The 22,345-nt window shown below is 57.9% G+C and carries 24 protein-coding genes, 1 tRNA gene and 1 pseudogene; 10 read left to right on the top strand and 16 right to left on the bottom strand.

Going from position 1 to position 22,345, the window contains the following annotated elements; all coding sequences use genetic code 11:
* Positions 1 to 2: 2 nt before the first annotated feature.
* Positions 3 to 1,436 carry an NAD(P)-dependent oxidoreductase gene (locus ACR3FB_RS17175; RefSeq protein ID WP_480565973.1) on the bottom strand — a complete coding sequence of 478 codons (1,434 nt, stop codon included), beginning with the start codon at positions 1,434 to 1,436 and terminating at the stop codon, positions 3 to 5.
* Positions 1,437 to 1,664: 228 nt separating this feature from the next.
* Here ACR3FB_RS17175 and ACR3FB_RS17170 point away from each other — a divergent pair, with 228 nt between their 5' ends.
* Positions 1,665 to 2,468 carry an undecaprenyl-diphosphate phosphatase gene (locus ACR3FB_RS17170; protein ID WP_480565975.1) on the top strand — a complete coding sequence of 268 codons (804 nt, stop codon included), beginning with the start codon at positions 1,665 to 1,667 and terminating at the stop codon, positions 2,466 to 2,468.
* Here ACR3FB_RS17170 and ACR3FB_RS17165 read toward each other — a convergent pair whose 3' ends face one another.
* A complete protein-coding gene (locus ACR3FB_RS17165) occupies positions 2,469 to 3,452 on the bottom strand; it encodes a complex I NDUFA9 subunit family protein (RefSeq protein ID WP_480565977.1) in 984 nt (327 codons plus the stop codon).
* 201 nt (positions 3,453 to 3,653) lie between these two features.
* Between ACR3FB_RS17165 and ACR3FB_RS17160 the strand changes: the two genes are divergently transcribed.
* Positions 3,654 to 3,740: transfer RNA gene (locus ACR3FB_RS17160), tRNA-Leu, on the top strand.
* Between the two features lie 170 nt (positions 3,741 to 3,910).
* Here ACR3FB_RS17160 and ACR3FB_RS17155 read toward each other — a convergent pair.
* The 4 genes from ACR3FB_RS17155 to ACR3FB_RS17140 form a co-directional block, all read right to left on the bottom strand.
* A complete protein-coding gene (locus ACR3FB_RS17155; RefSeq protein ID WP_480565979.1) occupies positions 3,911 to 4,327 on the bottom strand; it encodes a hypothetical protein in 417 nt (138 codons plus the stop codon).
* Between the two features lie 187 nt (positions 4,328 to 4,514).
* A complete protein-coding gene (locus ACR3FB_RS17150) occupies positions 4,515 to 5,996 on the bottom strand; it encodes a heme biosynthesis HemY N-terminal domain-containing protein (RefSeq protein WP_480565981.1) in 1,482 nt (493 codons plus the stop codon).
* A 10-nt stretch (positions 5,997 to 6,006) separates the two neighbouring features.
* Positions 6,007 to 7,419 (bottom strand): COG4223 family protein, encoded by a 1,413-nt coding sequence (locus ACR3FB_RS17145; protein ID WP_480566313.1) that lies wholly within the window; start codon positions 7,417 to 7,419, stop codon positions 6,007 to 6,009.
* Between the two features lie 54 nt (positions 7,420 to 7,473).
* On the bottom strand, positions 7,474 to 8,187 hold the full coding sequence (locus tag ACR3FB_RS17140; protein WP_480565985.1) for a uroporphyrinogen-III synthase: 714 nt from the start codon (positions 8,185 to 8,187) through the stop codon (positions 7,474 to 7,476).
* Between the two features lie 97 nt (positions 8,188 to 8,284).
* Between ACR3FB_RS17140 and tsaD the strand changes: the two genes are divergently transcribed.
* Genes tsaD through ACR3FB_RS17120 form a run of 4 tightly spaced genes read left to right on the top strand, consistent with a single transcriptional unit; the run spans position 8,285 to position 11,034 of the window.
* A complete protein-coding gene (gene tsaD / locus ACR3FB_RS17135; RefSeq protein ID WP_480566299.1) occupies positions 8,285 to 9,382 on the top strand; it encodes a tRNA (adenosine(37)-N6)-threonylcarbamoyltransferase complex transferase subunit TsaD in 1,098 nt (365 codons plus the stop codon).
* Positions 9,379 to 10,341, top strand: a complete 963-nt coding sequence (locus tag ACR3FB_RS17130; RefSeq protein ID WP_480565986.1) for an NAD(P)H-dependent glycerol-3-phosphate dehydrogenase — start codon at positions 9,379 to 9,381, stop codon at positions 10,339 to 10,341. Before tsaD ends, ACR3FB_RS17130 begins: the two co-directional genes overlap by 4 nt.
* 1 nt (position 10,342) lies before the next feature.
* Complete coding sequence (locus ACR3FB_RS17125) at positions 10,343 to 10,612, top strand: YciI family protein (protein WP_170380168.1); 270 nt, start codon at positions 10,343 to 10,345, stop codon at positions 10,610 to 10,612.
* Positions 10,612 to 11,034: an EVE domain-containing protein gene (locus tag ACR3FB_RS17120; RefSeq protein ID WP_480565988.1), complete on the top strand. Its 423-nt coding sequence runs from the start codon at positions 10,612 to 10,614 to the stop codon at positions 11,032 to 11,034. Before ACR3FB_RS17125 ends, ACR3FB_RS17120 begins: the two co-directional genes overlap by 1 nt.
* Before the next feature lie 219 nt (positions 11,035 to 11,253).
* On the opposite strand, the gene ACR3FB_RS17115 is transcribed toward ACR3FB_RS17120, so the two are convergent.
* Positions 11,254 to 11,595, bottom strand: coding sequence for a DUF2853 family protein (locus tag ACR3FB_RS17115; RefSeq protein WP_170380170.1), 342 nt, complete (start codon positions 11,593 to 11,595; stop codon positions 11,254 to 11,256).
* A 115-nt stretch (positions 11,596 to 11,710) separates the two neighbouring features.
* Entirely contained in the window at positions 11,711 to 12,601 is an 891-nt protein-coding gene (locus ACR3FB_RS17110; protein ID WP_480565990.1) for a LysR family transcriptional regulator, read from the bottom strand.
* 91 nt (positions 12,602 to 12,692) lie between these two features.
* Between ACR3FB_RS17110 and ACR3FB_RS17105 the strand changes: the two genes are divergently transcribed.
* Complete coding sequence (locus tag ACR3FB_RS17105; RefSeq protein WP_480565992.1) at positions 12,693 to 13,769, top strand: L-dopachrome tautomerase-related protein; 1,077 nt, start codon at positions 12,693 to 12,695, stop codon at positions 13,767 to 13,769.
* A 35-nt stretch (positions 13,770 to 13,804) separates the two neighbouring features.
* On the opposite strand, the gene ACR3FB_RS17100 is transcribed toward ACR3FB_RS17105, so the two are convergent.
* From ACR3FB_RS17100 to ACR3FB_RS17090, 3 genes are all read right to left on the bottom strand, one after another.
* Positions 13,805 to 14,551, bottom strand: coding sequence for an extensin-like domain-containing protein (locus tag ACR3FB_RS17100; protein ID WP_480565994.1), 747 nt, complete (start codon positions 14,549 to 14,551; stop codon positions 13,805 to 13,807).
* A gap of 13 nt (positions 14,552 to 14,564) precedes the next feature.
* On the bottom strand, positions 14,565 to 15,953 hold the full coding sequence (ahcY, locus tag ACR3FB_RS17095; RefSeq protein WP_170667674.1) for an adenosylhomocysteinase: 1,389 nt from the start codon (positions 15,951 to 15,953) through the stop codon (positions 14,565 to 14,567).
* Between the two features lie 105 nt (positions 15,954 to 16,058).
* Positions 16,059 to 16,373 (bottom strand): hypothetical protein, encoded by a 315-nt coding sequence (locus ACR3FB_RS17090; protein WP_170640813.1) that lies wholly within the window; start codon positions 16,371 to 16,373, stop codon positions 16,059 to 16,061.
* Between the two features lie 201 nt (positions 16,374 to 16,574).
* Here ACR3FB_RS17090 and ACR3FB_RS17085 point away from each other — a divergent pair, with 201 nt between their 5' ends.
* Complete coding sequence (locus ACR3FB_RS17085) at positions 16,575 to 17,168, top strand: HD domain-containing protein (protein WP_480565996.1); 594 nt, start codon at positions 16,575 to 16,577, stop codon at positions 17,166 to 17,168.
* Between the two features lie 96 nt (positions 17,169 to 17,264).
* Here ACR3FB_RS17085 and ACR3FB_RS17080 read toward each other — a convergent pair whose 3' ends face one another.
* From ACR3FB_RS17080 to ACR3FB_RS17070, 3 genes and pseudogenes are all read right to left on the bottom strand, one after another.
* Positions 17,265 to 17,876, bottom strand: a complete 612-nt coding sequence (locus ACR3FB_RS17080; protein WP_425084039.1) for an FkbM family methyltransferase — start codon at positions 17,874 to 17,876, stop codon at positions 17,265 to 17,267.
* 222 nt (positions 17,877 to 18,098) lie between these two features.
* A complete protein-coding gene (locus tag ACR3FB_RS17075; RefSeq protein ID WP_480565998.1) occupies positions 18,099 to 18,491 on the bottom strand; it encodes a hypothetical protein in 393 nt (130 codons plus the stop codon).
* A 203-nt stretch (positions 18,492 to 18,694) separates the two neighbouring features.
* Positions 18,695 to 18,772, bottom strand: a pseudogene (locus tag ACR3FB_RS17070) (two-component system response regulator); the annotation flags it as partial.
* 248 nt (positions 18,773 to 19,020) lie between these two features.
* On the opposite strand from ACR3FB_RS17070, the gene ACR3FB_RS17065 reads away from it, so the two are divergent.
* Positions 19,021 to 19,509 (top strand): CHAP domain-containing protein, encoded by a 489-nt coding sequence (locus ACR3FB_RS17065; protein ID WP_480566000.1) that lies wholly within the window; start codon positions 19,021 to 19,023, stop codon positions 19,507 to 19,509.
* A gap of 44 nt (positions 19,510 to 19,553) precedes the next feature.
* Here ACR3FB_RS17065 and ACR3FB_RS17060 read toward each other — a convergent pair whose 3' ends face one another.
* Together ACR3FB_RS17060 and ACR3FB_RS17055 are read right to left on the bottom strand one after the other, a co-directional pair.
* The gene (locus tag ACR3FB_RS17060) at positions 19,554 to 20,108 is read right to left on the bottom strand and encodes an ActR/PrrA/RegA family redox response regulator transcription factor (RefSeq protein ID WP_050604676.1); all 555 of its coding nucleotides are present in this window, start codon (positions 20,106 to 20,108) and stop codon (positions 19,554 to 19,556) included.
* Positions 20,109 to 20,189: 81 nt separating this feature from the next.
* Positions 20,190 to 20,816 carry an SCO family protein gene (locus tag ACR3FB_RS17055; RefSeq protein WP_480566002.1) on the bottom strand — a complete coding sequence of 209 codons (627 nt, stop codon included), beginning with the start codon at positions 20,814 to 20,816 and terminating at the stop codon, positions 20,190 to 20,192.
* A gap of 90 nt (positions 20,817 to 20,906) precedes the next feature.
* On the opposite strand from ACR3FB_RS17055, the gene regB reads away from it, so the two are divergent.
* Complete coding sequence (gene regB, locus ACR3FB_RS17050) at positions 20,907 to 22,304, top strand: sensor histidine kinase RegB (RefSeq protein ID WP_480566004.1); 1,398 nt, start codon at positions 20,907 to 20,909, stop codon at positions 22,302 to 22,304.
* The last annotated feature ends 41 nt before the right edge of the window (positions 22,305 to 22,345 follow it).

Below are 22,345 nucleotides of genomic sequence, written 5' to 3'. Positions count from 1 at the left end.
ACTTATTCGGCGGCGATGGCCGCTTTGGCGTTGAAACGGTCGAGGACCGCATCGGCGCAATCCCGGCCATCCCGGATCGCCCAGACGACCAAAGAGGCACCGCGCACGATGTCACCGATGGCATAGACGCCGTCCATTTCGGTCTCACCGGTCTGGAAGGCTGCTTTGATGGTGCCCCAGCGCGTGACCGGCAGATCGGGCTGGCCGAACAGGGTTGGCAGGTCCTCGGGCTCAAAACCCAGCGCCTTGATCACCAGATCGGCATCCTCGACATAGTCGGCCCCTTCGATCACCTCAGGAGCCTGACGGCCCGACGCATCCGGTTGTCCCAGGCGCATCTTCTGGACCATCACGCCGGAGACCTTGTCATCGCCGACGAACCCTTTTGGCGCGCTGAGCCATTCGAACACCACGCCTTCTTCCTCGGCATTCTGCGTTTCACGCTGCGAGCCGGGCATGTTGGCGCGGTCGCGGCGGTACAGACATTTGACCGAGGTTGCGCCCTGACGGATCGAGGTGCGCACACAGTCCATCGCCGTGTCGCCGCCGCCAATCACGACAACCTTCTTGCCGTCGGCGTTCAGGCGGCCATTGTCGAAATCTTCAACCGCGTCCCCAAAGCTTTTGCGGTTCGAGGCGGTCAGGAAGTCGATTGCCTTCTCAATCCCCGTCAATCCGCTGCCCGGCATGGACAGATCGCGCGACTTGTAAACGCCGGTTGCGATGATCACGGCGTCATGCTTGGCGCGAATTTCGTCAAATTTGGCGGCGTCCACGTCGCAGTTCAGAACGAACTCTACCCCACCATCGGCCAACAGGTCATTGCGGCGCTGGACGATGTTTTTCTCGAGCTTGAAGCCGGGGATTCCGTACATCAACAAGCCGCCCGCACGGTCATAGCGGTCATAGACTGTGACTTGGATACCGGCACGGCGGAGCATGTCGGCTGCGGCCAGACCACCCGGGCCTCCGCCGATGATGCCGACACTTTCGCTGCGTTCAGCGGTCGGAACGACAGGCTTTACCCAGCCTTTGTCCCAAGCGGTATCAGTGATGTATTTTTCAATCGTGCCGATGGTGACCGTGCCGTGACCCGACTGTTCAATCACGCAATTGCCCTCACACAAGCGATCCTGAGGGCAAATACGACCGCAGATCTCGGGGAATGTGTTGGTGGCCTGACTGGTCGCGTAAGCCTCTTCCAGACGGCCTGTCGCAGTCAGGCGCAGCCAGTCAGGGATGTTGTTGTGCAGCGGGCAATGCGACTGGCAATAGGGCACACCACATTGGCTGCAGCGGCTGGCTTGCTCCGCAGCCTTGGCCGATGCGAATTCCGCGTAGATTTCGTCAAAGTCTTCTTTGCGGTCATCGGCGGCACGCTTTTCAGGCATGACACGGTCAATCTGCACAAATTTCAACATCGGTTGCTTTGCCACGGGTCCGACTCCATGAATTGGCTAGGAAGCATCTCTTTATGAGATCGCTCCGGATATGAAAAGTCATATATACTGACCTAATTAGGAAAAATATAAGCTGACGTGAAAATTCTTCCCTTTTTTCTTCTATTTTTAAGTCCGATACGGACCTATCTATCATCTTTCCTTTTCGACACCACCAGAATACCCATAAACCCAAAGCAATTTGATGGCAGTGCGGCAGGGTAAATGAGTCTCTTTCACTTGATTCTCGTGGCAATCATTCAGGGGCTTACTGAATTTCTGCCTGTCTCCTCGTCCGGCCATCTGATCTTGCTGCCTAACCTGACCGGGATGCAGGATCAGGGCCAAACCATCGACGTCGCCGTTCATGTGGGCACGCTGGGCGCGGTTGTTTTGTACTTCTGGTCCGACGTCAAACAGGCAATCCGCGGGCTGCCTGCGGCGCTGACCGGGCGCACCGACACAGCTCAGGCACGGTTGGCGCTGGGGTTGATCGTGGCAACGATTCCGACTGTCCTCGCCGGGCTGGTCCTTTACCTGACCGGCCTGACCGAGGCGCTGCGATCCATCGCCGTCATCGGCTGGACCATGCTGCTGTTTGGGCTGCTGCTCTATTGGATGGACCAGAAAGGCCCCCAGACCAAGATCGCCACCGATTGGGGCCTGCGTGACGCGGCCATTATGGGACTTTGGCAGACCATCGCCTTGATTCCAGGGACATCACGGTCGGGCATCACCATTACCGGGGCACGGCATCTGGGTTATACGCGGGAAGAAGGCGCACGCCTCGCCATGCTTATGTCGATCCCGACCATCATCGCCTCAGGCGTGTTGCTATCCCTTGACGTAGCCCACCAGGCCGACGCGCAGCTGGCCAAAGACGGAGCGATCGCCGCCCTCTTTGCCTTTGTGTCGGCCCTGTTAGCACTCAGCCTGATGATGCGCCTGCTGCGCAGTGTCAGCTTCACGCCCTATGTCATCTATCGCGTCATTCTGGGCGCGATCCTGCTGGTGATCGCCTATAGCTGATCAGGTCCGCAAATTCTTGGCCGAGTTCTGAATGTCGTCATACTGACCTGAGGGGCGGAATTTCCAAAGGTATTCGGGCAGAACAGCATCCAACGTAGTGGGCACAATCCCCAGATCCGCAAAGCCCTTGGCGCTGTCACCGACTACATTGTCTTGTCGAAGGTTCTTCAGCTGATCCCGCGTCAGGATCGGATTCGAGAACAGCTGGAAGCTGACGAATTTCAGAATATCCAACACACCGGCCATGATCTTGGCGGCAAAGAACGGCACACCCAGAATCACCCGGCGCCGATGAATCACCTCCAGCATTTGCTGCATCAAAGCCCGGAAGGTTTTCACCTCAGGACCGCCCAGCTCACAAATGCCCGAGGCCGCTTTCCCCAAGACACCCTTCTCGGCCGCTTGCGCCACATCATCCACATAGACCGGCTGAAACCGTGTCTCGGCCCCGACCAGAGGCAGAATTGGCCCGAACCGCGTCGTCGCGGCGAACCGGTTGAAGAACTGATCCTCGGTCCCAAAAATGATCGAAGGGCGCAGGATCACTGCGTCGGGCATATGGGCCAGAACTCCGGCCTCGCCCGCGGCTTTGGTGCGGGAATACGCGCTGTCTGACTCGGCATCTGCACCAATGGCCGAGATATGAACCATCCGCTCCACACCATTCTCGGACGCAAGACGCGCGATGCGTTCGGCCCCTTCGGCCTGCACCGCATCAAACCCGTTCTTGCCCAGTTCGTTCAGGACACCCACGCAATTCACAACCGCATCCGCACCCTGCATGGCCAACCGCACCGAGGCATCATCCCGGATGTTGCAAAAAACCGGTTCAACCTGACCCACAACGCCATAGGGTTTCACGAACATGGCCTCGTTCGGGCGTCGCACGGCGACTCGGACACGCCATCCCTTGGCCGCCATACGGCGCGCGATGTAGCGCCCGACAAACCCTGACCCTCCGTAGATCGTGACCAGTTTCGACATTCGATGGCTCCTGCTGCGTGGCTCTGACGTAGAAGTAGCGCCCGAACCCCTTTGAAACAAGGCATCAAATCGCCGCGCGTCCTGCGAAGAAACCCACTGTGAAAAGGGGCCGAGCGGCGTGGTTCAAAAAACTTTAAAAAATCTGTCCGAATCTGGTTGACCCTCACCGCCGCTGGGCTTAAACGCCCCCTCACGACACCTGCCCAGGTGGCGGAATTGGTAGACGCGCTAGCTTCAGGTGCTAGTGTCCGTATGGACGTGGAGGTTCGAGTCCTCTCCTGGGCACCAAATCCCCCTAAATTGCATTAATTACTCGCATTTGTGGCGAGAAGATAGCCCGTGTGCTTGGGGAATTCAGTCTCACATTCCAATCACTCGAACAGCATTTCATGCCATGAGCGTTGATGTCAGGGCCTCGCACAGCACTTCTCTGTGCAGGCCCGGCCTATGTCCCAGATTTATTTGGCTTTCTTTTCAAGGTTTTGCCAGAATTTCAGCTTTTCGTCGAAGGTCTTTTCCATCTGCTTCGGCGTCGCTTTCGGGACGGCCTGTTGCACCACATGCGTTGCCTCGTGACCGATCAATTTCTTGGCCGCCGATGCAGTCTTGGCAGCTTTCGAAACCTGAACCAGAAGGTCTTTGTTGGCCTTTTCGTCCATACATTTTTTCTTCTTGGCAGTCGAAATGGCCTTCTGCGCAGCCTTGCCTTGCTTCATCGCCACTGCAATCGCTTTTTTCAACGGTGCCAGTGTTTTCTTCGCGACAGGAGACGCCTTTTCCGCCTGGTCGATGATTTTGGATTGCTGGACAATCGCCGCCGCAAGTTTGTCCGCTTCTTTCTCAAATTTATCCAGGCCTTTTTCATCAATTTTCATTTGGTTTCTCCTCAATCTAAAACGATTGGTCGATTCATCGAGAGAATGCGGCAAATGCTACCGGTAAGTCAGTGAAACCCGTCACACTGGCGTTAAACATACCAAAGCAGCGCCCCTTGGGGGCGGAGCCAAACAATTTTGTCTATTGCAAGGCCGCTGTGGGCCGGAAAAGATCAGGCCGTTTGGGTCAGGCCTGCTTCTCTGCGGTCTCATCCACCGTGTCGGCGTTCAGCTCGATCACTTCTGCAGGCGCTTCCTGTTCTGGCTCCTCGCTAGGCGAGGTTTGATCTTCCAGCGCGCCCACAATCAACGGCAACATATGCACACCTGTGGCCGTGGCGATCTCGGGCGTCTGAGGCGTTTGCCAGCTGAGCGTATCGAAGCTGCCGCAATTCTGGCAGACCGGACCCCATTCGGGCTGAATGTCATGACAGTTCTCGCAGACCCATTGCGGCCCACGCGGCGCGGTCAAGGCCTTAGCCAGCCAACCCTGAACAACAGCGTCCGAGGCACCTTCGCCGCGCTCGATGGCCGCCATCAACGTGTATCCACGAGCATCGGCCTGTTTTTCGACCACATCGCCCAGCGCGCGACGCGCTTCGGGGAAGTCCTCGGCGACGATGTTCAATTCGGCCAGAATCAGGCGGGTTTCCATGTTCTCAGGGTGGATACGGGTCAGCGCGGTGAACCGCTTGATACGGTCCTGAGCCGACTCGTCCGGCGCAATCTCAGCAAAAGCATGGGCGAGGTCGGGGTGGGGCTGAACCTCCCACGCTTTCTTGAGGATCTTGGTGGCAGGGCGCGGTTTGCCTTTTTCGATATAGGCCCGCGCAGCCATGGCGGCAGCAGGGACGAGATCGGGTGAGAGACGGTTGGCCTCGATGGCTTGTTCCTGTTGCTCGACGCTTGCGCCATCTTCCAGAATGCCCTTGGCCTCGGACAGGGCCAGAACCGCGTCGCGCCGTTTGAACACATCGCGCGGCAGGTATCCGGCTTTCAGCTTCGACGTCAGAGTCGACCGCGCTCCGGCCCAATCATGCGCTTTGGTCTGTAGGTTCAGCAAGACATCTTGCGTTTCCTCATGGCGCGGCTTCAGCGCCAGGGCTTTCTCAGCCAATTTGCGCGCGGTTTCGTCATCGCCCTCGGCCAGCTTCTGTTTCATGATACCGCGCACACCGACAAAGCGCGTGGCGCTATTGGTCACCAGCTTTTTGTAGGTTTCCGAGGCCTTTTTGGTGTCGCCCGTCATCTCGGCCGCTTGTGCGACCAGCAAATTGGTCAGTTCCGGCTTGTTCAGCAGCTTTTCCGCTTTGGAAGCCTTGGCCATCGCCATGCGACCCTCGCCCGATGCCAACGCCATGAGACCGTCAGACAGCGCCTCATACCCGCGCCGTTCGCGACTGCGGTCGAAATGGCGCGACAGGGCGGTTTCATCGCCGTTGAGAAATTTCAGCGTCGCGATCAGCAGGCTCAGCAGCTTGAAGAACAACCAGACGCCAAAGACCAGCACGCCGAGCGCGATCACCGATTGCAGCGGCCCTAGCGTGTATTCTACCCCGGCGACGGTAATTTGAACTCCGCCGCTGGTTTGCATGAGGAAGTGACCACCCAAAGCCAGAAGGCCGATAATCGCAACAAAAACAAGGATCTTAAACAATGACCACAGCATGGCAGGTCCTTCAGTTCGAGTTCAGGTCGGAAGCAAGCGTATCGGCAGCTTCAACCGCCGCGACCCGGGTCTGGGCTGCTTGTTCCCAATCGGCCATTGCGGTCTGCGCCGCCTCTGGCAGGGATTTCAATTCGGTCAGGGCGGTGGCGATATCACCATCGGCCAAGGCCGCCTGAGCACGCGACAGCACAGCATCCGGGCCATCCCCATCCTGAGGGGTCACCGATCGCGCACCGGTCTGGCGCTGCAAAAAGGCGATCACGCCGGTGCCTTTATCCGCATCCCGCGCATCCGCCAAAGCGGTACGCGCCGCCGCAGGGAATGAGGCCCGCAAGGACGAAAGCGTCTCAACCCCTTTATCTGCAGGGGTTGAGAGCGCATCCGGCACCGTCACACCCCCCGCTTGCAGTTCGCCCAAAAGGTCTGAATAGGGCTGACCGGCATCCAATTGCCCGTGCAGGCGGGACAGGATGGCGAGGTTGGTCGCGGCTTGCGCTTCGGCCGTTGCTTTCGCCTCAAGCGCCTGTGCATCGGCAACCATCTTTTCGACCTCTCCGCGCTGCGCCGCCAGAGAGTCCTGCAGCTTTTTCAACTCGGCTTCAAAAGCAGCGGTGGCTTCGGTCGAGGTGTTAGCGGAGATCGGCGCCTTCTCAAGCTCGGTCAGCCGGTCGGCCAGGGGCGCGATCTGACCCGTCAGAGATTCGACGCTGGATTTCACGGCGGTCAGATCTGCGTCAACCGGGTCCAGCTTTTGCGACAGCGCCTGAACCTGATCCGTCAGGCCCGACACGTCCGGCGCATCCGAGAGCTTCTTGGTCAGCGCTTCGATCTGGTCTGATTGTTCCGAGAGCTTCGATTCAAGCGCCGCAATCACGTCTGAGCTATCCGACCCACCAGACGAGATCAGCCCCGTTTGAGCCGCCGCGAAGCCAAGGCCCGCGGCAATCACACCACCTATCAGGGCCGGAACAAATCCGCCCCGTTGTTCCTGGGTTGGTTCAGCGGGTTTCTCATCGGCCTGCATAGGTTCCGACGGCTCGACGGACGCTTCGGCTTCGGCTTCGGCTTCGGCTTCGGCTTCGGCTTCGGCTTCGGCTTCGGCTTCGGCTTCGGCTTCGGCTTCGGCTTCGGCTTCGGCTTCGGCTTCGGCTTCGGCTTCGGCTTCGGCTTCGGCTTCGGCTTCGGCTTCGGCTTCGGCTTCGGCTTCGGCTTCGGCTTCGGCTTCGGCTTCGGCTTCGGCTTCGGCTTCGGCTTCGGCTTCGGCTTCGGCTTCGGCTTCGGAAATCAGGTCCTCATTCGGCGCATCTTCGTCAACAGGCGACCCTTCAGTTTCACCGCTAGGTTCAACGCTTACATCTTCGACAACATCGTCTGTTTTCGGGGTTTCCACCGGTTCCTGATCGGATTTCTTTTTGCCCGCCACCGTCAAATTCCCCTTATCGATTCTAAAATCACCAGAACTACAGACTGTTCCAAGTTAATCTGCACCCGGCTCTCTCTCAACCCGCAACGCGTGTTTCACAAGCTTTTTAACGGCCTTACGCATCTTCTTGGGCGTCGGTTCCTTGGCGATCCTCAGACGTTCATACCCCAAGGATTTAAGGGGTTCCGCCGTTGCCTCGCTGATTGCGGCCAGCCATAGCGGGGCAGTGCCCGCCCAGATGTCGGCAAATTGTCGCGCGGTGCGGGGTGAGAAAATAGGCGCGATCACTGGCCTGTCGCCCTCGGATGCGGCCTTTGCCTCGGGGCTGAGCGGCAGCAGAAGTTGCTGGTACACCGCCTGTTCGCGCGTGGTCACGCCCATCTCGGTCAGACGCTCGGCGATGTTGCCCCGGCTGTGTTCGCCGCGCAGATGCAACAGCGGGCTGGTTGGTCTGATTTGCAAAAGACCGGCCACAAGCTCTTCCGCCGTGCCACCGACCATACGCGCATCCCAGCCCGCGCTTTCGGCGGTCGCAGTTGTGGTCGGACCCACGCAAAAGGCGGGCAAATCCCGGCGCACACCCGCCGAGGCTGCCGCATTCACCGCATTGGAAGATGTGAATATCAACCCCTGCGTCTCGGCCGTGCAAATCGGAACCGCCAGCGGTTTGATTTCCAGAATGGGGGAATGGATGACCTCAACACGCGATCTGACGCGGGTCGGAAGCTGCGCAACAAACCTCTGCGAGGCGGCGCGAGGGCGGGTCATCAACAAATACAACTATCGGCGCCTTCGGCCTTGGGATTGTTTGCGTCCGCGCAGGGTGGTACCCCGCTTGGCAATCATGATGCAACGGATCACGCCAATGGTGCAAACACTTACCGTCCTTGGATTGGAAAGCAGCTGCGACGACACAGCCGCCGCCGTCGTGCGCCAAACCGACGGCGAAGGGGCCGAAGTGCTGTCGTCGATTGTCCATGGCCAAACCGAGCTGCACAGCGCTTATGGGGGCGTCGTCCCCGAAATCGCTGCACGTGCCCATGCGGAGAAATTGGATATCTGCGTCGTGCAGGCGCTAAAGGATGCGGGTCTAACACTAGCCGACATGGACGCCATCGCCGTCACCGCCGGGCCCGGCCTGATCGGAGGGGTCATGTCCGGCGTCATGTGCGCCAAGGGGATCAGTGCGGCGACCGGCCTGCCTCTGATCGGGGTAAACCATCTGGCCGGTCACGCTCTGACCCCGCGCCTGACAGATGGAATAGCCTTTCCGTACCTGATGCTGCTGGTCTCGGGCGGGCACTGCCAATATCTGATCGCCCAGGGACCCGAGCAATTCACCCGTCTGGGCGGCACCATCGACGATGCCCCTGGTGAGGCCTTTGACAAAACCGCCCGTCTTCTGGGCCTGCCGCAACCCGGTGGACCCTCTGTCGAGGCAGAGGCGCGCAAGGGCGATCCCAAGCGGTTCCGTTTTCCCCGCCCCCTACTGGACCGGCCCGGATGTGACCTGTCTTTCTCGGGGCTGAAAACCGCGCTGATGCGGATGCGGGATCAGATCGTCGCGGAAAAAACCGGCCTAACCCGACAGGATCGCGCCGATCTATGTGCCGGGTTTCAGCAGGCAGTCGTGGATACTTTGGCCGAGAAAACACGACGCGCTATGGATATGTATCTGGCCGAGACCCCCTCGGATCCGGTGATCGCAGTCGCGGGCGGTGTGGCTGCAAACTCCGCTATTCGCATTGCGTTAGAGTCTGTTTGTGCGGAAAAAGGTGCACGTTTCACCGCCCCGCCCCTTGCCCTTTGCACCGACAATGCCGCCATGATCGCCTATGCTGGGATGGAGCGTTTTCGCACCGGCGCGCGCGACGGTTTGGATCTGACAGCGAGACCCCGTTGGCCTTTGGACCAAACCAGCCCCGCCATGCTGGGTAGCGGTAAGAAGGGCGCAAAGGCATGAGCGTTTCGGTTCTCGGATCAGGGGCGTTCGGTACGGCACTGGCGATCTCACTGGCCGGTAACGGGCCAGTCACCCTGTGGTCGCGCAGCGCCGAGCAAGCGAAAGCCATGCAAGACAATCAGATCAACAAGAGGCGATTGCCCGATGTCGCCTTGCCCGATGCGATCACCGTCACCTCTGATATCGGAGTAGCGGCGGCAAACGATGTCCTTCTGGTGTCTGTGCCGATGCAACAGTTGCGCCATGCACTGCAGGAACACGCAGCGGTGCTGGCCGGGAAAACGCTGGTTGCGTGCTGCAAGGGGATTGAACTGTCCTCGGGCCTCGGTCCGATTTCCGTGATCCGCGCAACCATCCCGGATGCACGACCAGCGCTTCTGACTGGCCCCAGCTTTGCGGATGACATCGCGCGTGGCCTGCCGACCGCGCTGACCTTGGCCTGTGCAGATGCTGATCTGCTCGAAACACTGCAATCCGAGCTGACCACCGCCAATCTGCGCCTATACCGCACCACCGATGTGATCGGGGCGGAACTCGGCGGCGCATTGAAAAACGTTATGGCCATCGGATGTGGCGCTGCCATCGGGGCCGGTCTGGGCGATAGCGCCCGTGCTGCCCTGATGACGCGCGGATTTGCCGAAATGCAGCGCTTTGCCCTCATGCGCGGCGCACAGCCAGAGACGTTGATGGGGCTCTCTGGCCTAGGTGATCTGGTGTTGACCTGCTCGTCGGAGCTGTCCCGAAACTATCGTTTTGGCCTGTGTTTGGGTCGAAATGAGCCCTTCGACACCACAACAACCGTCGAAGGTGTCGCCACCGCCCGCGCCATGGCCGATATCGCCAAGGCCGAAGGTCTGGACATGCCCATCAGCGCCACTGTGGCCGACCTGAGCCAAGGCACCTACAGTGTGGCGCAAGCTATCGAAACCCTGCTCAACCGACCCCTCAAGGAGGAATAACATGCTGATCGCCCTCATCGCCCGTGACAAACCCGGCGCGCTGCAAACCCGGCTGGACAACCGCTCGGCCCATTTGGCCTATATCGAAGAAACCGGCGTTGTATCGCAGGCTGGCCCGTTGCTGGACGGAGATGCGATGATCGGCTCGCTGGTTGTTCTCGATGTCGAAGATCTGGCCGCTGCACAAAGCTGGGCCGACAATGATCCCTATGCCAAGGCAGGCCTGTTCCAGTCTGTCGAACTGATCCCTTGGAAAAAGGTGATTGGCTGATGGCATACTGGCTGTTCAAATCCGAGCCATCGACCTGGAGCTGGGACCAGCAGGTTGCCAAGGGCGAGGCAGGCGAAGAATGGGACGGCGTGCGGAACTATCAGGCGCGCAATTTCATGCGGCAAATGGCAATCGGTGATCGCGGGTTCTTTTATCACTCGCAAAAGGACAAGGCGATCGTCGGCATCGTTGAGGTCTGTGCTGAGGCCCATCCCGACAGCAGCACCGATGACGAACGTTGGGAATGCGTGGATATCAAGGCAGTAAGACCGTTTGAAGTTCACGTCACGCTGGATCAGATCAAAGCGGATGAACGTCTGGGTGAGATGGTGCTGGTCAAAAACTCTCGTCTGTCGGTGCAGCCGGTCACTGAAGCCGAATGGCAGGTGATCTGCGCCCTGGGCTCGACTGAGGCCGACTAAAACAGAGGGAAGGCCCTGCACGGTGCAGAACCTTCCCTACCCCACGTGCTCCCTACTCACCACACGCGTATTGGAATCTGTTGGTTCTGACCGTCCTGGCCACATAAGGACCATAGTCTGTTTTCTCAGGCCACTTCAAACACCAAGTCCTTAAAAAATATATCAAAACAAAAACGCCCGCCGATGGGGAGGCGGGCGTTTGGGTGGAAAACGTTACGTTTAGCCGTAAACGGATTCTTTGCCGAAATGCTTGGTCAGCATGTAGTAGACCACGGCACGGTACTTGTTGCGCTCGGACATGCCATAGGTTTCCAGAACCGAGTTGATGGCCTCCATCAGCTCAGGCCCGTCGGCCAGACCCAGCTTTTTGATGAGGAAGTTGTTTTTGACGGTCTCCAGCTCTCCGTCCTGGCTGGCTGCCACGGTCGACGCGTCGGCGTCATAGATCGCTGGGCCACAACCGATTGTGACCTTGGTTAGCAGGTCCATATCGGCATCCATGCCGCATTTGTTTTTCAGATCATCGGCGTATTTGGCGATCAGATCGTCGCGTTTTCCCATAAAACAGTCTCCCTATCAGCAGTCCTGGCTGCGGTTACTCAAATCCTAAAAACAGGTGTCGGAAGCCTAGCCATTCCTCCTATTCCCACAAAGGGAAAAATTCCGCGCTTTCCCCCTAAGCGGAGGAGCGCCTTTGCCGCGCGCCTTGAAAGGCCCGATCTGCAAGGTCCGAAAACGCGCGCACCTTGCGCCCCGGCGTGCTGCTGCCCGCGTGAACAAAGGCAATCGGTGCAGAGGGGGATTTCAACGCACCGGGCAAAACCTCGACCAGCGTACCCTGCTGCAACTCTCGCTGAACGGCCAGACGGGATTTGACAGCCAGCCCCAGCCCCTGCACCGCGGCTTCGGTCAACATGTCCGAGTTCGAAACGGCAATGCGCCGCGTGACGGACAGTTGCCTCTCATGAGTGTCGAACCGCGTCTGCCAAGGCAAACACGCCCAGCGCATCTTGCGCAGCTCTTCGACGGATCTGGGCATCCCGTATCGCGCAATGAAGCCCGGCGCTGCGCAGATAATCCGGTCATTGTCGCAAAGCTTGCGCGCTTTTAGGTTACTGTCGGCCAACTGTCCGACGCGAATGGCGCAATCAACGCCTTCATCCACCAGAGAGACATAGCGATCGACGGCCAGAAACTCGATCGTCAGATCCGGATGGTCCTCTTGGAAACTGTCCATCAACGGCATGATGAACCGGGACAAGATCCACGGTGACAGGGTTACACGCAGATGGCCGCGCAGCGCCCCCTTGCCGCTTCCGGCCTCCAATTCGGCCTCTCGCAGATCAGACAAAACAGGCTCGATCCGATCCAGAAAGATCAGGCCTTCATTGGTCAGTTGCACCCGGCGGCTGTTGCGGTGAAAGAGTTTGAGGTTCAGCACCTCCTCTAACTTCGCAATCCGGTGGCTGACCGTCGCGGCGGAAATGCCCAGCGCCTTTGCAGCTGATCCGACCCCTCCGGTTTTGGCGACGGAGACAAAGGTCAGAAGATCGTTCACATGGTACATTCGAAAATTCCTTACACTGATTTCGAAATTGAGCCAGTTATCCGCGAAAATTTCAAATGGTATCTGATCGGGCACATCAGAGGAGGACCCGATGAAATCGCTCTATGCAGCTACATGCGCCTTGGCGCTGGCTTTGCCCGCGGCGGCAGCCGAATTGGAAACGTATCTTGAGTTCGAGAAGGCCATGCCTCCGGGCAATCTGGCGATTGGACCGGATGGGCGCATGTTCATGTCGGTGCATGAATTCTACGGGCCCGATTTGCGCGTGGTCGAAGTGATGCCCGACGGGTCAACCAGGCCTTACCCGACCGAGGACTGGGCCCGTGCCCCGCAAGACGATGCGGATGGGTTGAACGGCGTTTTGGGCCTCCGGGCGGATCGCGATGGTATCCTGTGGATGCTGGACGGTCAGGGTGAAAACCAGACCGGGCGCATTGTCGGTTGGGACACCAAGACCGAAACGCTGCACGCGATCCACTATATCGGCGCCCCTGTGGCACGGCCCACTTCGTTCCTGAACGACCTTGCCGTGGACCGCGATCATGGGGCGATTTACATCTCGGATACGGGCGACGGTCAGAATTCGGCCATTATCGTGGTTGATCTTGACACGGGCCGCGCGCGGCGCGTTCTGGAGGGTTCGCAATACACGATCCCCGAGGATACCCCGATGGTGATTGACGGGCGCGAGATTACACTGGGTGGCAATCCGGCCAAAATCGGCATCAACCCGATCACCGTCGATCCGACCAATACCTGGGTCTATTTCGCCCCGATGACGGCAAGCGCGATGTACCGTATTCCCACTGCGGCACTGCTGGATGAAAGCCTATCGGATGCTGATCTTGAGGCGCAGGTCGAACGCTATGGCGACAAGCCAATCTCGGATGGCTCAACCGTGGATACCGGTGGCAATGTCTATATCACCGCGATGACGGACAATGCGCTGGGCGTCACTAAGCCGGATGGCAGCTATGAGGTTCTGTTCCAGTCGGATGATGAATTGCCGTGGCCAGACGGGTTCTCGATCGGTGCGGATGGGTATGTCTATGCCACGATCAACGAGTTGCACCGCTCACCCGTTCTGAACAATGGCGAGGATGCCTCCAAGGGGATCTACAAGATCGTCCGGTTCAAGTCGCTGGCGGATGCGGTCAGCGGACGCTGATCCTGGCCCGGCCCTGTTCTGCGGGGCCGGGATATCTATCGGCAATAGCCCCAACCGGGGCCTTGTAGGTGAAAATGGTCCGCGTGCAGTCGGTTGAAATTGGGGCCTAAAACCACGCGGAACCAGTCACACGCCCCCCTCCCGATCCGATGTAAAAAAGCGCTTTTGGGTCCCGGAACGGACCAATCCTGAAGCAGGCTGAGCGTCCGCCCATCCGCCAGTTCCACCCCGGTGATGTCAATCGAATCCGCAGTTGCATGGCTGCTCCAGCCGCTGTTTTCACCCTGCGCGGTCCGCATACGGCGGCAATTGTAGCTGCCCAGATGCCGCAGGGCGCGCACTTGAGTGCCCAACAGGTCCTGCGCGGCTTGTTGGACAACGTGATTCTCCCACATCGCCAGACGCAGGGCCGTTGTACAGCGGGTCTCGACCCCGCCCACCCGGGCGCTGACCAAGTGGGACAGCTCACCCCGACCGGAGATGCCGCAATTCTGGTCAACCACCAGATCCTCCATCTCCGAGAACGCAACACCGGCCTCAGACAGTGTGGCCCGGCACTGCGCCTCATCCGCCAATGCCCGGTTTAACTGATACTTGGTGACTGGCGTGACCGGCGCGGTCAGTGTCAGATCCCGCAAAGGATTCCAGTGATCGGGCACCGGCGATTTGGGATGCGACAGCAGCACATACCCGGTCGACCCAACAAGAAATAGAAATACGATGATCGAAAAGAAAGACGCCGCCAGATACAAGATCCGGCGGCGTCCTGAACGTTTGGTCATACCCGATCCGCAATCAGTAGCGGTAGTGCTCGGGCTTGTAGGGGCCTTCCGGCGCAACGCCGATATAGGCCGCTTGTTCGTTGTCCATCTTGGTCAGCTTCACGCCGATACGATCCAGATGCAGGCGGGCCACTTTCTCATCCAGATGCTTGGGCAGGATGTAGACCTTGTTTTCGTACTGGTCGCCTTTGGTGAACAGCTCGATCTGCGCCAGAACCTGGTTGGTGAACGAGGCCGACATCACGAAGGACGGGTGACCGGTGGCGTTGCCGAGGTTCAGCAGACGGCCTTCGGACAGCAGGATGATACGGTTGCCCGAGGGCATCTCGATCATGTCCACCTGTTCCTTGATATTGGTCCATTTGTGGTTCTTCAGGCTGGCCACCTGAATTTCGTTATCGAAGTGACCGATGTTGCCGACAATCGCCATATCCTTCATCTCGCGCATATGCTCGATGCGGATCACGTCCTTGTTGCCGGTGGTGGTGATGAACACATCCGCCGTTGCAACTTCGTCTTCCAGCAATGTGACTTCATAGCCGTCCATCGCGGCCTGCAACGCGCAGATCGGGTCAACCTCAGTCACTTTAACACGCGCGCCAGCGCCGGACAGCGAAGCGGCCGAGCCTTTGCCCACGTCGCCATAACCACAGACCACGGCAACCTTACCGGCAAGCATGGTGTCAGTGGCGCGGCGGATACCGTCAACCAGCGATTCCTTGCAGCCGTATTTGTTGTCGAATTTCGACTTGGTGACCGAGTCGTTCACGTTGATCGCTGGGAACGGCAGGTGGCCGTCTTTCACCAGCTGATACAGGCGGTTCACGCCGGTGGTGGTTTCCTCGGACACGCCTTGGATCTGATCACGCATTTTGGTGAACCAACCGGGCGAGGCTGCCATGCGCTTGGCGATCTGCTTCTTGATCACCTCTTCCTCTTCCGAACCCGGAACGGGGATAATGTCTTCACCCGCTTCAGCACGAGCGCCCAGCAGGATATACAGCGTCGCGTCGCCGCCATCGTCCAGGATCATGTTCGGGCCTTCGTCGAACAGGAAGGATTTGTCCAGGTAATCCCAATGCTCTTCCAGCGTCTGGCCCTTGATGGCAAAGACAGGGACACCCGCCTCGGCAATCGCCGCTGCCGCGTGGTCCTGGGTCGAGAAGATGTTGCACGACGCCCAGCGCACATCCGCGCCCAGGGCAACCAGCGTTTCGATCAGAACGGCGGTCTGGATGGTCATGTGCAGCGACCCAACGATCCGTGCACCGCTCAGAGGCTTGCTTTCACCATATTCCGAACGCAGCGCCATCAGGCCCGGCATTTCAGTTTCGGCGATATCCAGTTCCTTGCGGCCGAACCCGGCCAGCGAAATGTCTTTGACGATATAGTCCCCGGCCATAAGGCGCTCCATTTTTGCGGTCAATCACAGTTCCGGCTGCCCCTAGCATCCCTTGGGGCAGGTGGCAATGTGGATGACCGAAAACGGGATTTTACGCCGCAAAAATCAGCTGGGCGTGCCGTCAACCTTGACCTTCGGAATCGCTTCGAAAAAATCGGTGCCAACGGCGACAATACAACTTAAGCCGTTCGCGTGGGTCACCAAAACGGTGTAGCTACCCGTTTCTCGTGAGGTCCAGACCTCCATGACCGACTGCGCGCCGCGTGTTTTCTGCAAACCTCCGAAAACCAGCTCTTCCGAGTAGCTTTTCTGCAGTTTATCAACAACTTGCTCGCGCTCTGCACAATTCTGGGCAAAGGCGGGCGGGGCCGTGGCGGCCATGCCAAAGGTCAGGGCGACTGCGAATATACGTTTGAACATAGCAAACTCCTTTCGTTTCACTGTGTGAGAGGAGCGCACCGGGAGAAGCCAGTGCCCCCCTCGGTTTAAATGTCGGGATCAGTTGGTGTGGTTTCAAAGCACGAATGCTCAAGAAAACGTTGGCAGCTGGTGATCCTGACAGGTACAGCATAGCAGAAAGACTTTGGTTTTATTGTGTCCCACTTCACAAGGCATGGCAGAATGGCAACACAACCCCGCGCATGGCAGAGGATGCTGTCGGGCCGCAGGCTGGACCTGCTGGACCCGACCCCGGTGGATATCGAGATCGAGGATATCGCCCATGGCCTGGCCTTTGTGGCGCGTTGGAACGGGCAAACGGCGGGCGATTTCGCCTATTCCGTGGCCGAGCATTCCCTTCTGGTCGAAGAGCTTTTTGGCCGTATTGCACCCAAAGCGCCCGTGAAATGGCGGCTGGCAGCTTTGCTGCACGACGCGCCGGAATACGTGATCGGAGACATGATCTCACCCGTCAAATCCGCCGTTGGGCCGGACTATGGCGCGCTGGATGACCGACTGGCGGCAGCGATCCACATCCGCTTTGGACTTCCTGCCGAGGTGCCGAAAACGGTGAAACGGCAGATCAAGAAGGCCGACAAGATCAGCGCCTGGATGGAAGCCACCCAGATCGCGGGGTTTTCCGAGGCTGAGGCTTCAAAGTTCTTTGGTCGTCCGGACAAAACCGTGATTGAGGGACTGGAGATCAACCTGCGCCCGCCGGTCGAGGTTAGGCGGGCGTATCTGGCGAGGCATGCAGAATTGATGACGCGACTATAGGGTTTTCTGCCGCATTAGATCGGGCACCACAACGGTGAGAAGACAGGCGAGGACTGTTTCAACGAAGAGACCAGCCCTACGCAAATTTACCACTAATTACAGAATCGGGAAAGAAATCCGCTTGTTTGCGAAGTGCCGCATTGTGTTGTTCGCATAGGCATCAAGGAAGGACTGGTGAACATAAAAGCTGTCCAGACCTGGAACCTCTTTCACTTTCTCATATCCAGCTACCTCGAACTCTTTTCGCAGAGCCTCTGACGGTCGTTCGATCGTAAAACAGGTGAATTGATACTTGTCGAAATCAAATCCACCTAAGACCCGTTCTTCGGCACCTTCAACATCAATTGAAAGATATTCTATCTTCCGTGGCGCCGACTGCTCATCAAGGATTTCGACAAAGCGCCTGGCAGAAATGGTTACGGTTTTTTTACCCGCAGCGACGTTGTCAGTATCACTCGATACGATACCTCCCAGAACGTCATCCATCTCGAACTGAACCTCACCGTTTTCGCGGTCCAAGCAGATGTTCAAAGATTTAGCATTCCGCGTATTGCGGCACATTTCATAACTTTTCGGGTTTGCCTCAATCAACAGTCCGTCCCAAGCAAGGCGTTTTTCCAGAAGGTAAGTGTTTGATATCGTTATTCCATCATGCGCACCGATATCAACGAAATAGCCCGATCTTTTGTGATTGAAGACTTCGCCCATAACCCATGCGTCCTGACCGGCCTGGCTGATGGAATCACATTTTCCAAGCGCAAACTTTCGATAGGCTCGATACAAAGCTCGTCTAATCGTCTCTACTCCAACAGAGAATCCCAATTGCTAGCATGATCGGGACGGTGGTTCACTTGCGGTCAGCGTTAGAGTCGACACATCAGATTGTCAATCTGGCTGCTAAACGCGCCAGAACCATGGACGGACTGAGAATTACCCTCCGGCCTCCGTTAGAAGTACGGCAGGCTTGTAACCAGCGCCACGAACACCTACTGTCTTTAGTGTTGCAACGAGTTTTCGATGAAAATGGAGGCTCGGTTTCCGAGAAACGCGCTGATGTATCTCGGGTAGTTGTACCAATCCGCCTAGATCGAAAACATCAGACGGTAAAACGGCTGCAGGAATCTCGATATCCGCCATCGCATTCTTGGGCAATGAAAGGTCAAGTAACACTGGTGCCTCAAGAGGAAAAACACTTGCAGGAATTTCCAGGAAGTTAGGAGCTTCGGCGCTTTCAGGAATATCCAAATCTGAAAACGCCAAATCAAGCTCAAGAAGTTTGTCGATAGCTTTCTGCAATGGGTTCGGAAGTTTTTTAGTTTTCATATTGATTAGCCCTACCTTCTTCCAAGTATTGTCAGTTTGATTTTCGGAACGATCAGAAAAGACTACTTCAGAGAATCTGAACATTAATAGAACGCAGTGATCACTCAGTGTAAATTTTACTCACTATTTTTGAAAAATGATTGTCTCAGCAGATGTGCAAACCACCAACGATACAGATTTGCCGGTGATATCTAGAGAATTTTTTACCTCGGGCTACGCTTTGCCAAAATACGCTGCAACGTCCGGCGGTGCATGTTCAGGCGACGCGCGGACTTGGACAAACGGTCGACGCCCAATGAACAACACTTCAGTAATTTAGTCGTATTCCGGAACGGTTATTGTCTTACTTGTTTAACAAAGAATCGGCGAAATCTTGCCGTGTGCTGGCAAGCCTCTTTTCACAGCCTGTCAGATGCCCCTAAAACTTGCGTGTCTTCAAAATGGGCAGTGAAGATTCTTGAATACGGGCAAACACAAAACGGACACCACTTTTCCGCGCTTATCCGGCGGCGCGCGAACCGCGATTGCGGTGGGACTTTTGAGTCTGGTCTCTGCCTGCGCCCATGGCCCAACCGATGTGCAACTTGATCCGGAGCGTCAGTCAGTGGCGCTGCAAGAGGTCTCGCAAAAGCAGGCTCGGGGACAAAGGGTGTGGTGCGTGCCTTACGCTCGTAGCCTTAGCGGTATCCAAATTCGCGGCAATGCCAAGGACTGGTGGGGCAAGGCGCGCAGTACGTTTGAGCGAGGCAACGAACCGGCTGTCGGTTCGGTCATGTCGTTTCGGGCAACGCGCGGGATGCCGCTGGGCCATGTAGCTGTCGTGTCCGATGTTGTTAGCGACCGGGTCGTCATCGTGAACCACGCCAACTGGCACCGCAACAAAGTGTCGTTGAAAATGGGCGTGAAAGATGTCTCGAAGAACAATGACTGGACACTGGTTCGGGTCGAGAGTGTGCCGGGGCAATATGGCAGTTTGTACCCGGTGAACGGGTTCATCTATCCAAAGTCTGGCGAGTAGCCAGAAAGACGACCCTCTGAACAGACGAGTGAAAGCTCTGCTTTTTACCGCGGGCTGCGTTTCGCCAAGATACGCTGCAACGTCCGGCGGTGCATGTTCAGCCGCCGTGCGGTTTCCGAGACGTTCCGGTCGCACAGCTCATAGACCCGCTGGATATGTTCCCAGCGCACGCGGTCGGCACTCATGGGGTTTTCCGGCGGCGGGGGCAGTTCGTCGCCCTTGGCTAGCAGCGCGTTAGTGATGTCTGTGGCATCAGCGGGTTTGGACAGGTAGTCGGTCGCGCCGATTTTGACGGCGGCGACGGCTGTGGCGATGGCCCCGTAGCCGGTCAGCACCACGACACGACTGTCCGGGCGCTTTTCGCGCAACACTTCAACAACATCCAGACCGTTGCCATCCTCTAGCCGCAGATCGACAACCGCATAGGCCGGCGGACGCGCGGTAGAAATGGCGCGGCCTGCGGCGACGGAGCCGGCGGTCTCAACCTCGAAACCGCGTTTTTCCATGGCTTTGGCAAGGCGTCTCAGGAACGGCTCGTCATCATCCACCAGAAGCAGAGATTTATCGGGGCCGATATCAAGCTGGGAACTGTCTGCCATCGTTGAGTCTTTCCGCTATTTCATGCCTTTGGCTTTACCTAGAAGTAATAGCAGCGCGGGGCCAAAGGTCAAACCGGCTTGTCAGGAGCCGGCTTGGTCCAAAAAGCAACCAACCTTGTCCGCCATTTGCTTTGCTGTGTCTTCGCGTTTGAAGAACTCGAGAAACCCATCTTCGGGTGTGACCAGATAGGTGAAGGTGGAATGATCGACCAAATAGTATTCGTCGCTTTTGTCATGGGCCTTGTAGTAGGTCTTATAGGCCTGGCTGGCCGCCTTGACCTGCTCGGGCGAGCCGGTCAGGGCGATCAGACGTTCATGCAAGTTGAAGGCGTAGTCTCCAACCACTTCGGGCGTGTCGCGATCGGGGTCGATCGAGATGAACAGCGGTGTCACGGATTGCCCGCGCTCGGCCAGAATGTCCACTGCCTCGGCGTTGCGGGACATGTCAAACGGGCAGACATCGGGGCAGAACGTATAGCCGAAATAGACCAGTGTCGGCTCGGTGATTACATCCTTGTCGGTGACCGTCTCGCCCTTGCCGTTGACCAGTTCGAACGGACCGCCGATCGCTGCCGCTCCACCCGCGATCTGGCTGGATCGGCATTGCGCGTATTTGTCGTCCGACCCGGACCCGATTGTCAGAAGCCACATGGCGCCAAGGCCGATAGCAAGAACGACAGCTGCGAGAATAGCATACAGGCGGGTCATGATCGTTTTCCGTGTGCAAGGGGTTGTTGATCGTATCGGTCGGGACACCTATCAAGATGATCAGCCGATGCAACAGGACATAAGTGACCAATGGCAGAATCCAACCAGAGTTTATGGGGCGGTCAGGAACGAAGCAGTTGGATCAGGCTGCGCACCCTTATCCTGCTGCGCTGGGTGGCTATCTTTGGCCAGATCACCGCCATCACGGTGGCTCAGCACAGCTATCATGTGCAGCTTGAGGTCACCCTGTGTTATCTGGCGATCGGCGTTTCGGTGATCGGCAACCTGACTGCCAGCTTCTTGTTCCCGCAGAACAAACGCCTGACCGAGTTTCAGAACTTCCTCATGGTGCTGTTCGACCTGTTTCAACTGGCGATCCTGCTGTACCTGACCGGTGGCTTGAACAATCCTTTTGCCCTGCTGCTGCTGGGTCCGGTCACGATCTCGGCTAATGTCATGAGCACCCGCTCTACGCTGATCGTGGGGGCCGTGGCGATTGCGCTGGCCACGCTTTTGGCTGAGTTTCACCTGCCCTTGCGGACCGAGATTGGCCTGGTCCTGCAGATCCCCGACATTCTTCTGTTCGGCAACTGGGCCGCGATCATCATCGCCATTGTCTTTATCGGGGCCTACTCGCACCGTGTCAGCTCCGAGGCGCGCTCAATGTCCGAGGCGCTGGCGGCCACGCATATGGCACTGGCGCGTGAACAGAAACTGACCGATCTAGGCGGTGTTGTCGCCGCCGCCGCGCATGAGTTGGGGACACCTCTGGCGACGATTAAACTAGCCAGTTCCGAGTTGATTGAGGAACTCGACGACCGCCCAGAACTGAAAGAAGACGCTGCCTTGATCCGCGAGCAGGCGGACAGGTGCCGGGACATCCTGCGCGATATGGGACGTGCCGGCAAAGACGATCTGCATCTGCGTCAAGCGCCCTTGTCGACGGTGGTCCACGAAGCGGCTGAGCCGCATATAGACAGGGGCAAAACCGTACATTTCGCCGAAGGTCCGGTGCTGGATGGCGATGTGCAACAACCTTCGATCCTGCGCAAACCCGAGATCATTCACGGGCTGCGCAACCTGATCCAGAACGCGGTGGATTTCTCGCGCGCGAATGTCTGGGTCGAGGCGGAGTGGACCTCGGACAAGATAACCGTCTGTATCATGGATGACGGGCGCGGTTACCCCTCGCATCTGATCGGGCGGATTGGTGATCCCTTGATGCGGCGTAGACGGGCCGAGACCGACCAGCGCGCGCGCCCTGAGTACGAAGGTATGGGGCTTGGCCTGTTCATCGCCAAAACCCTATTGGAGCGCAGCGGGGCGGATCTGGAATTTGCCAATGGCTCGGACCCGTATCAGCACCTCTCGAACAAGCCTGACCGCCGGGGAGCAATCGTCAAGGTCGAATGGCCGCGCAAACGCATCGACGCGCAACAAGGTGACACCCCGGTACCCTCCGGGCGCAACCAGCCTATCCAGGTCTGAGTTAAGACACCGTTAACCATTCTCGCCTTAGGTTGCGTCGG

The organism is Ruegeria sp. AO1 (genome assembly GCF_056535985.1).
Note: the sequence above shows the minus strand (reverse complement) of the source record. Positions and strands in the feature narration are given on the sequence as shown.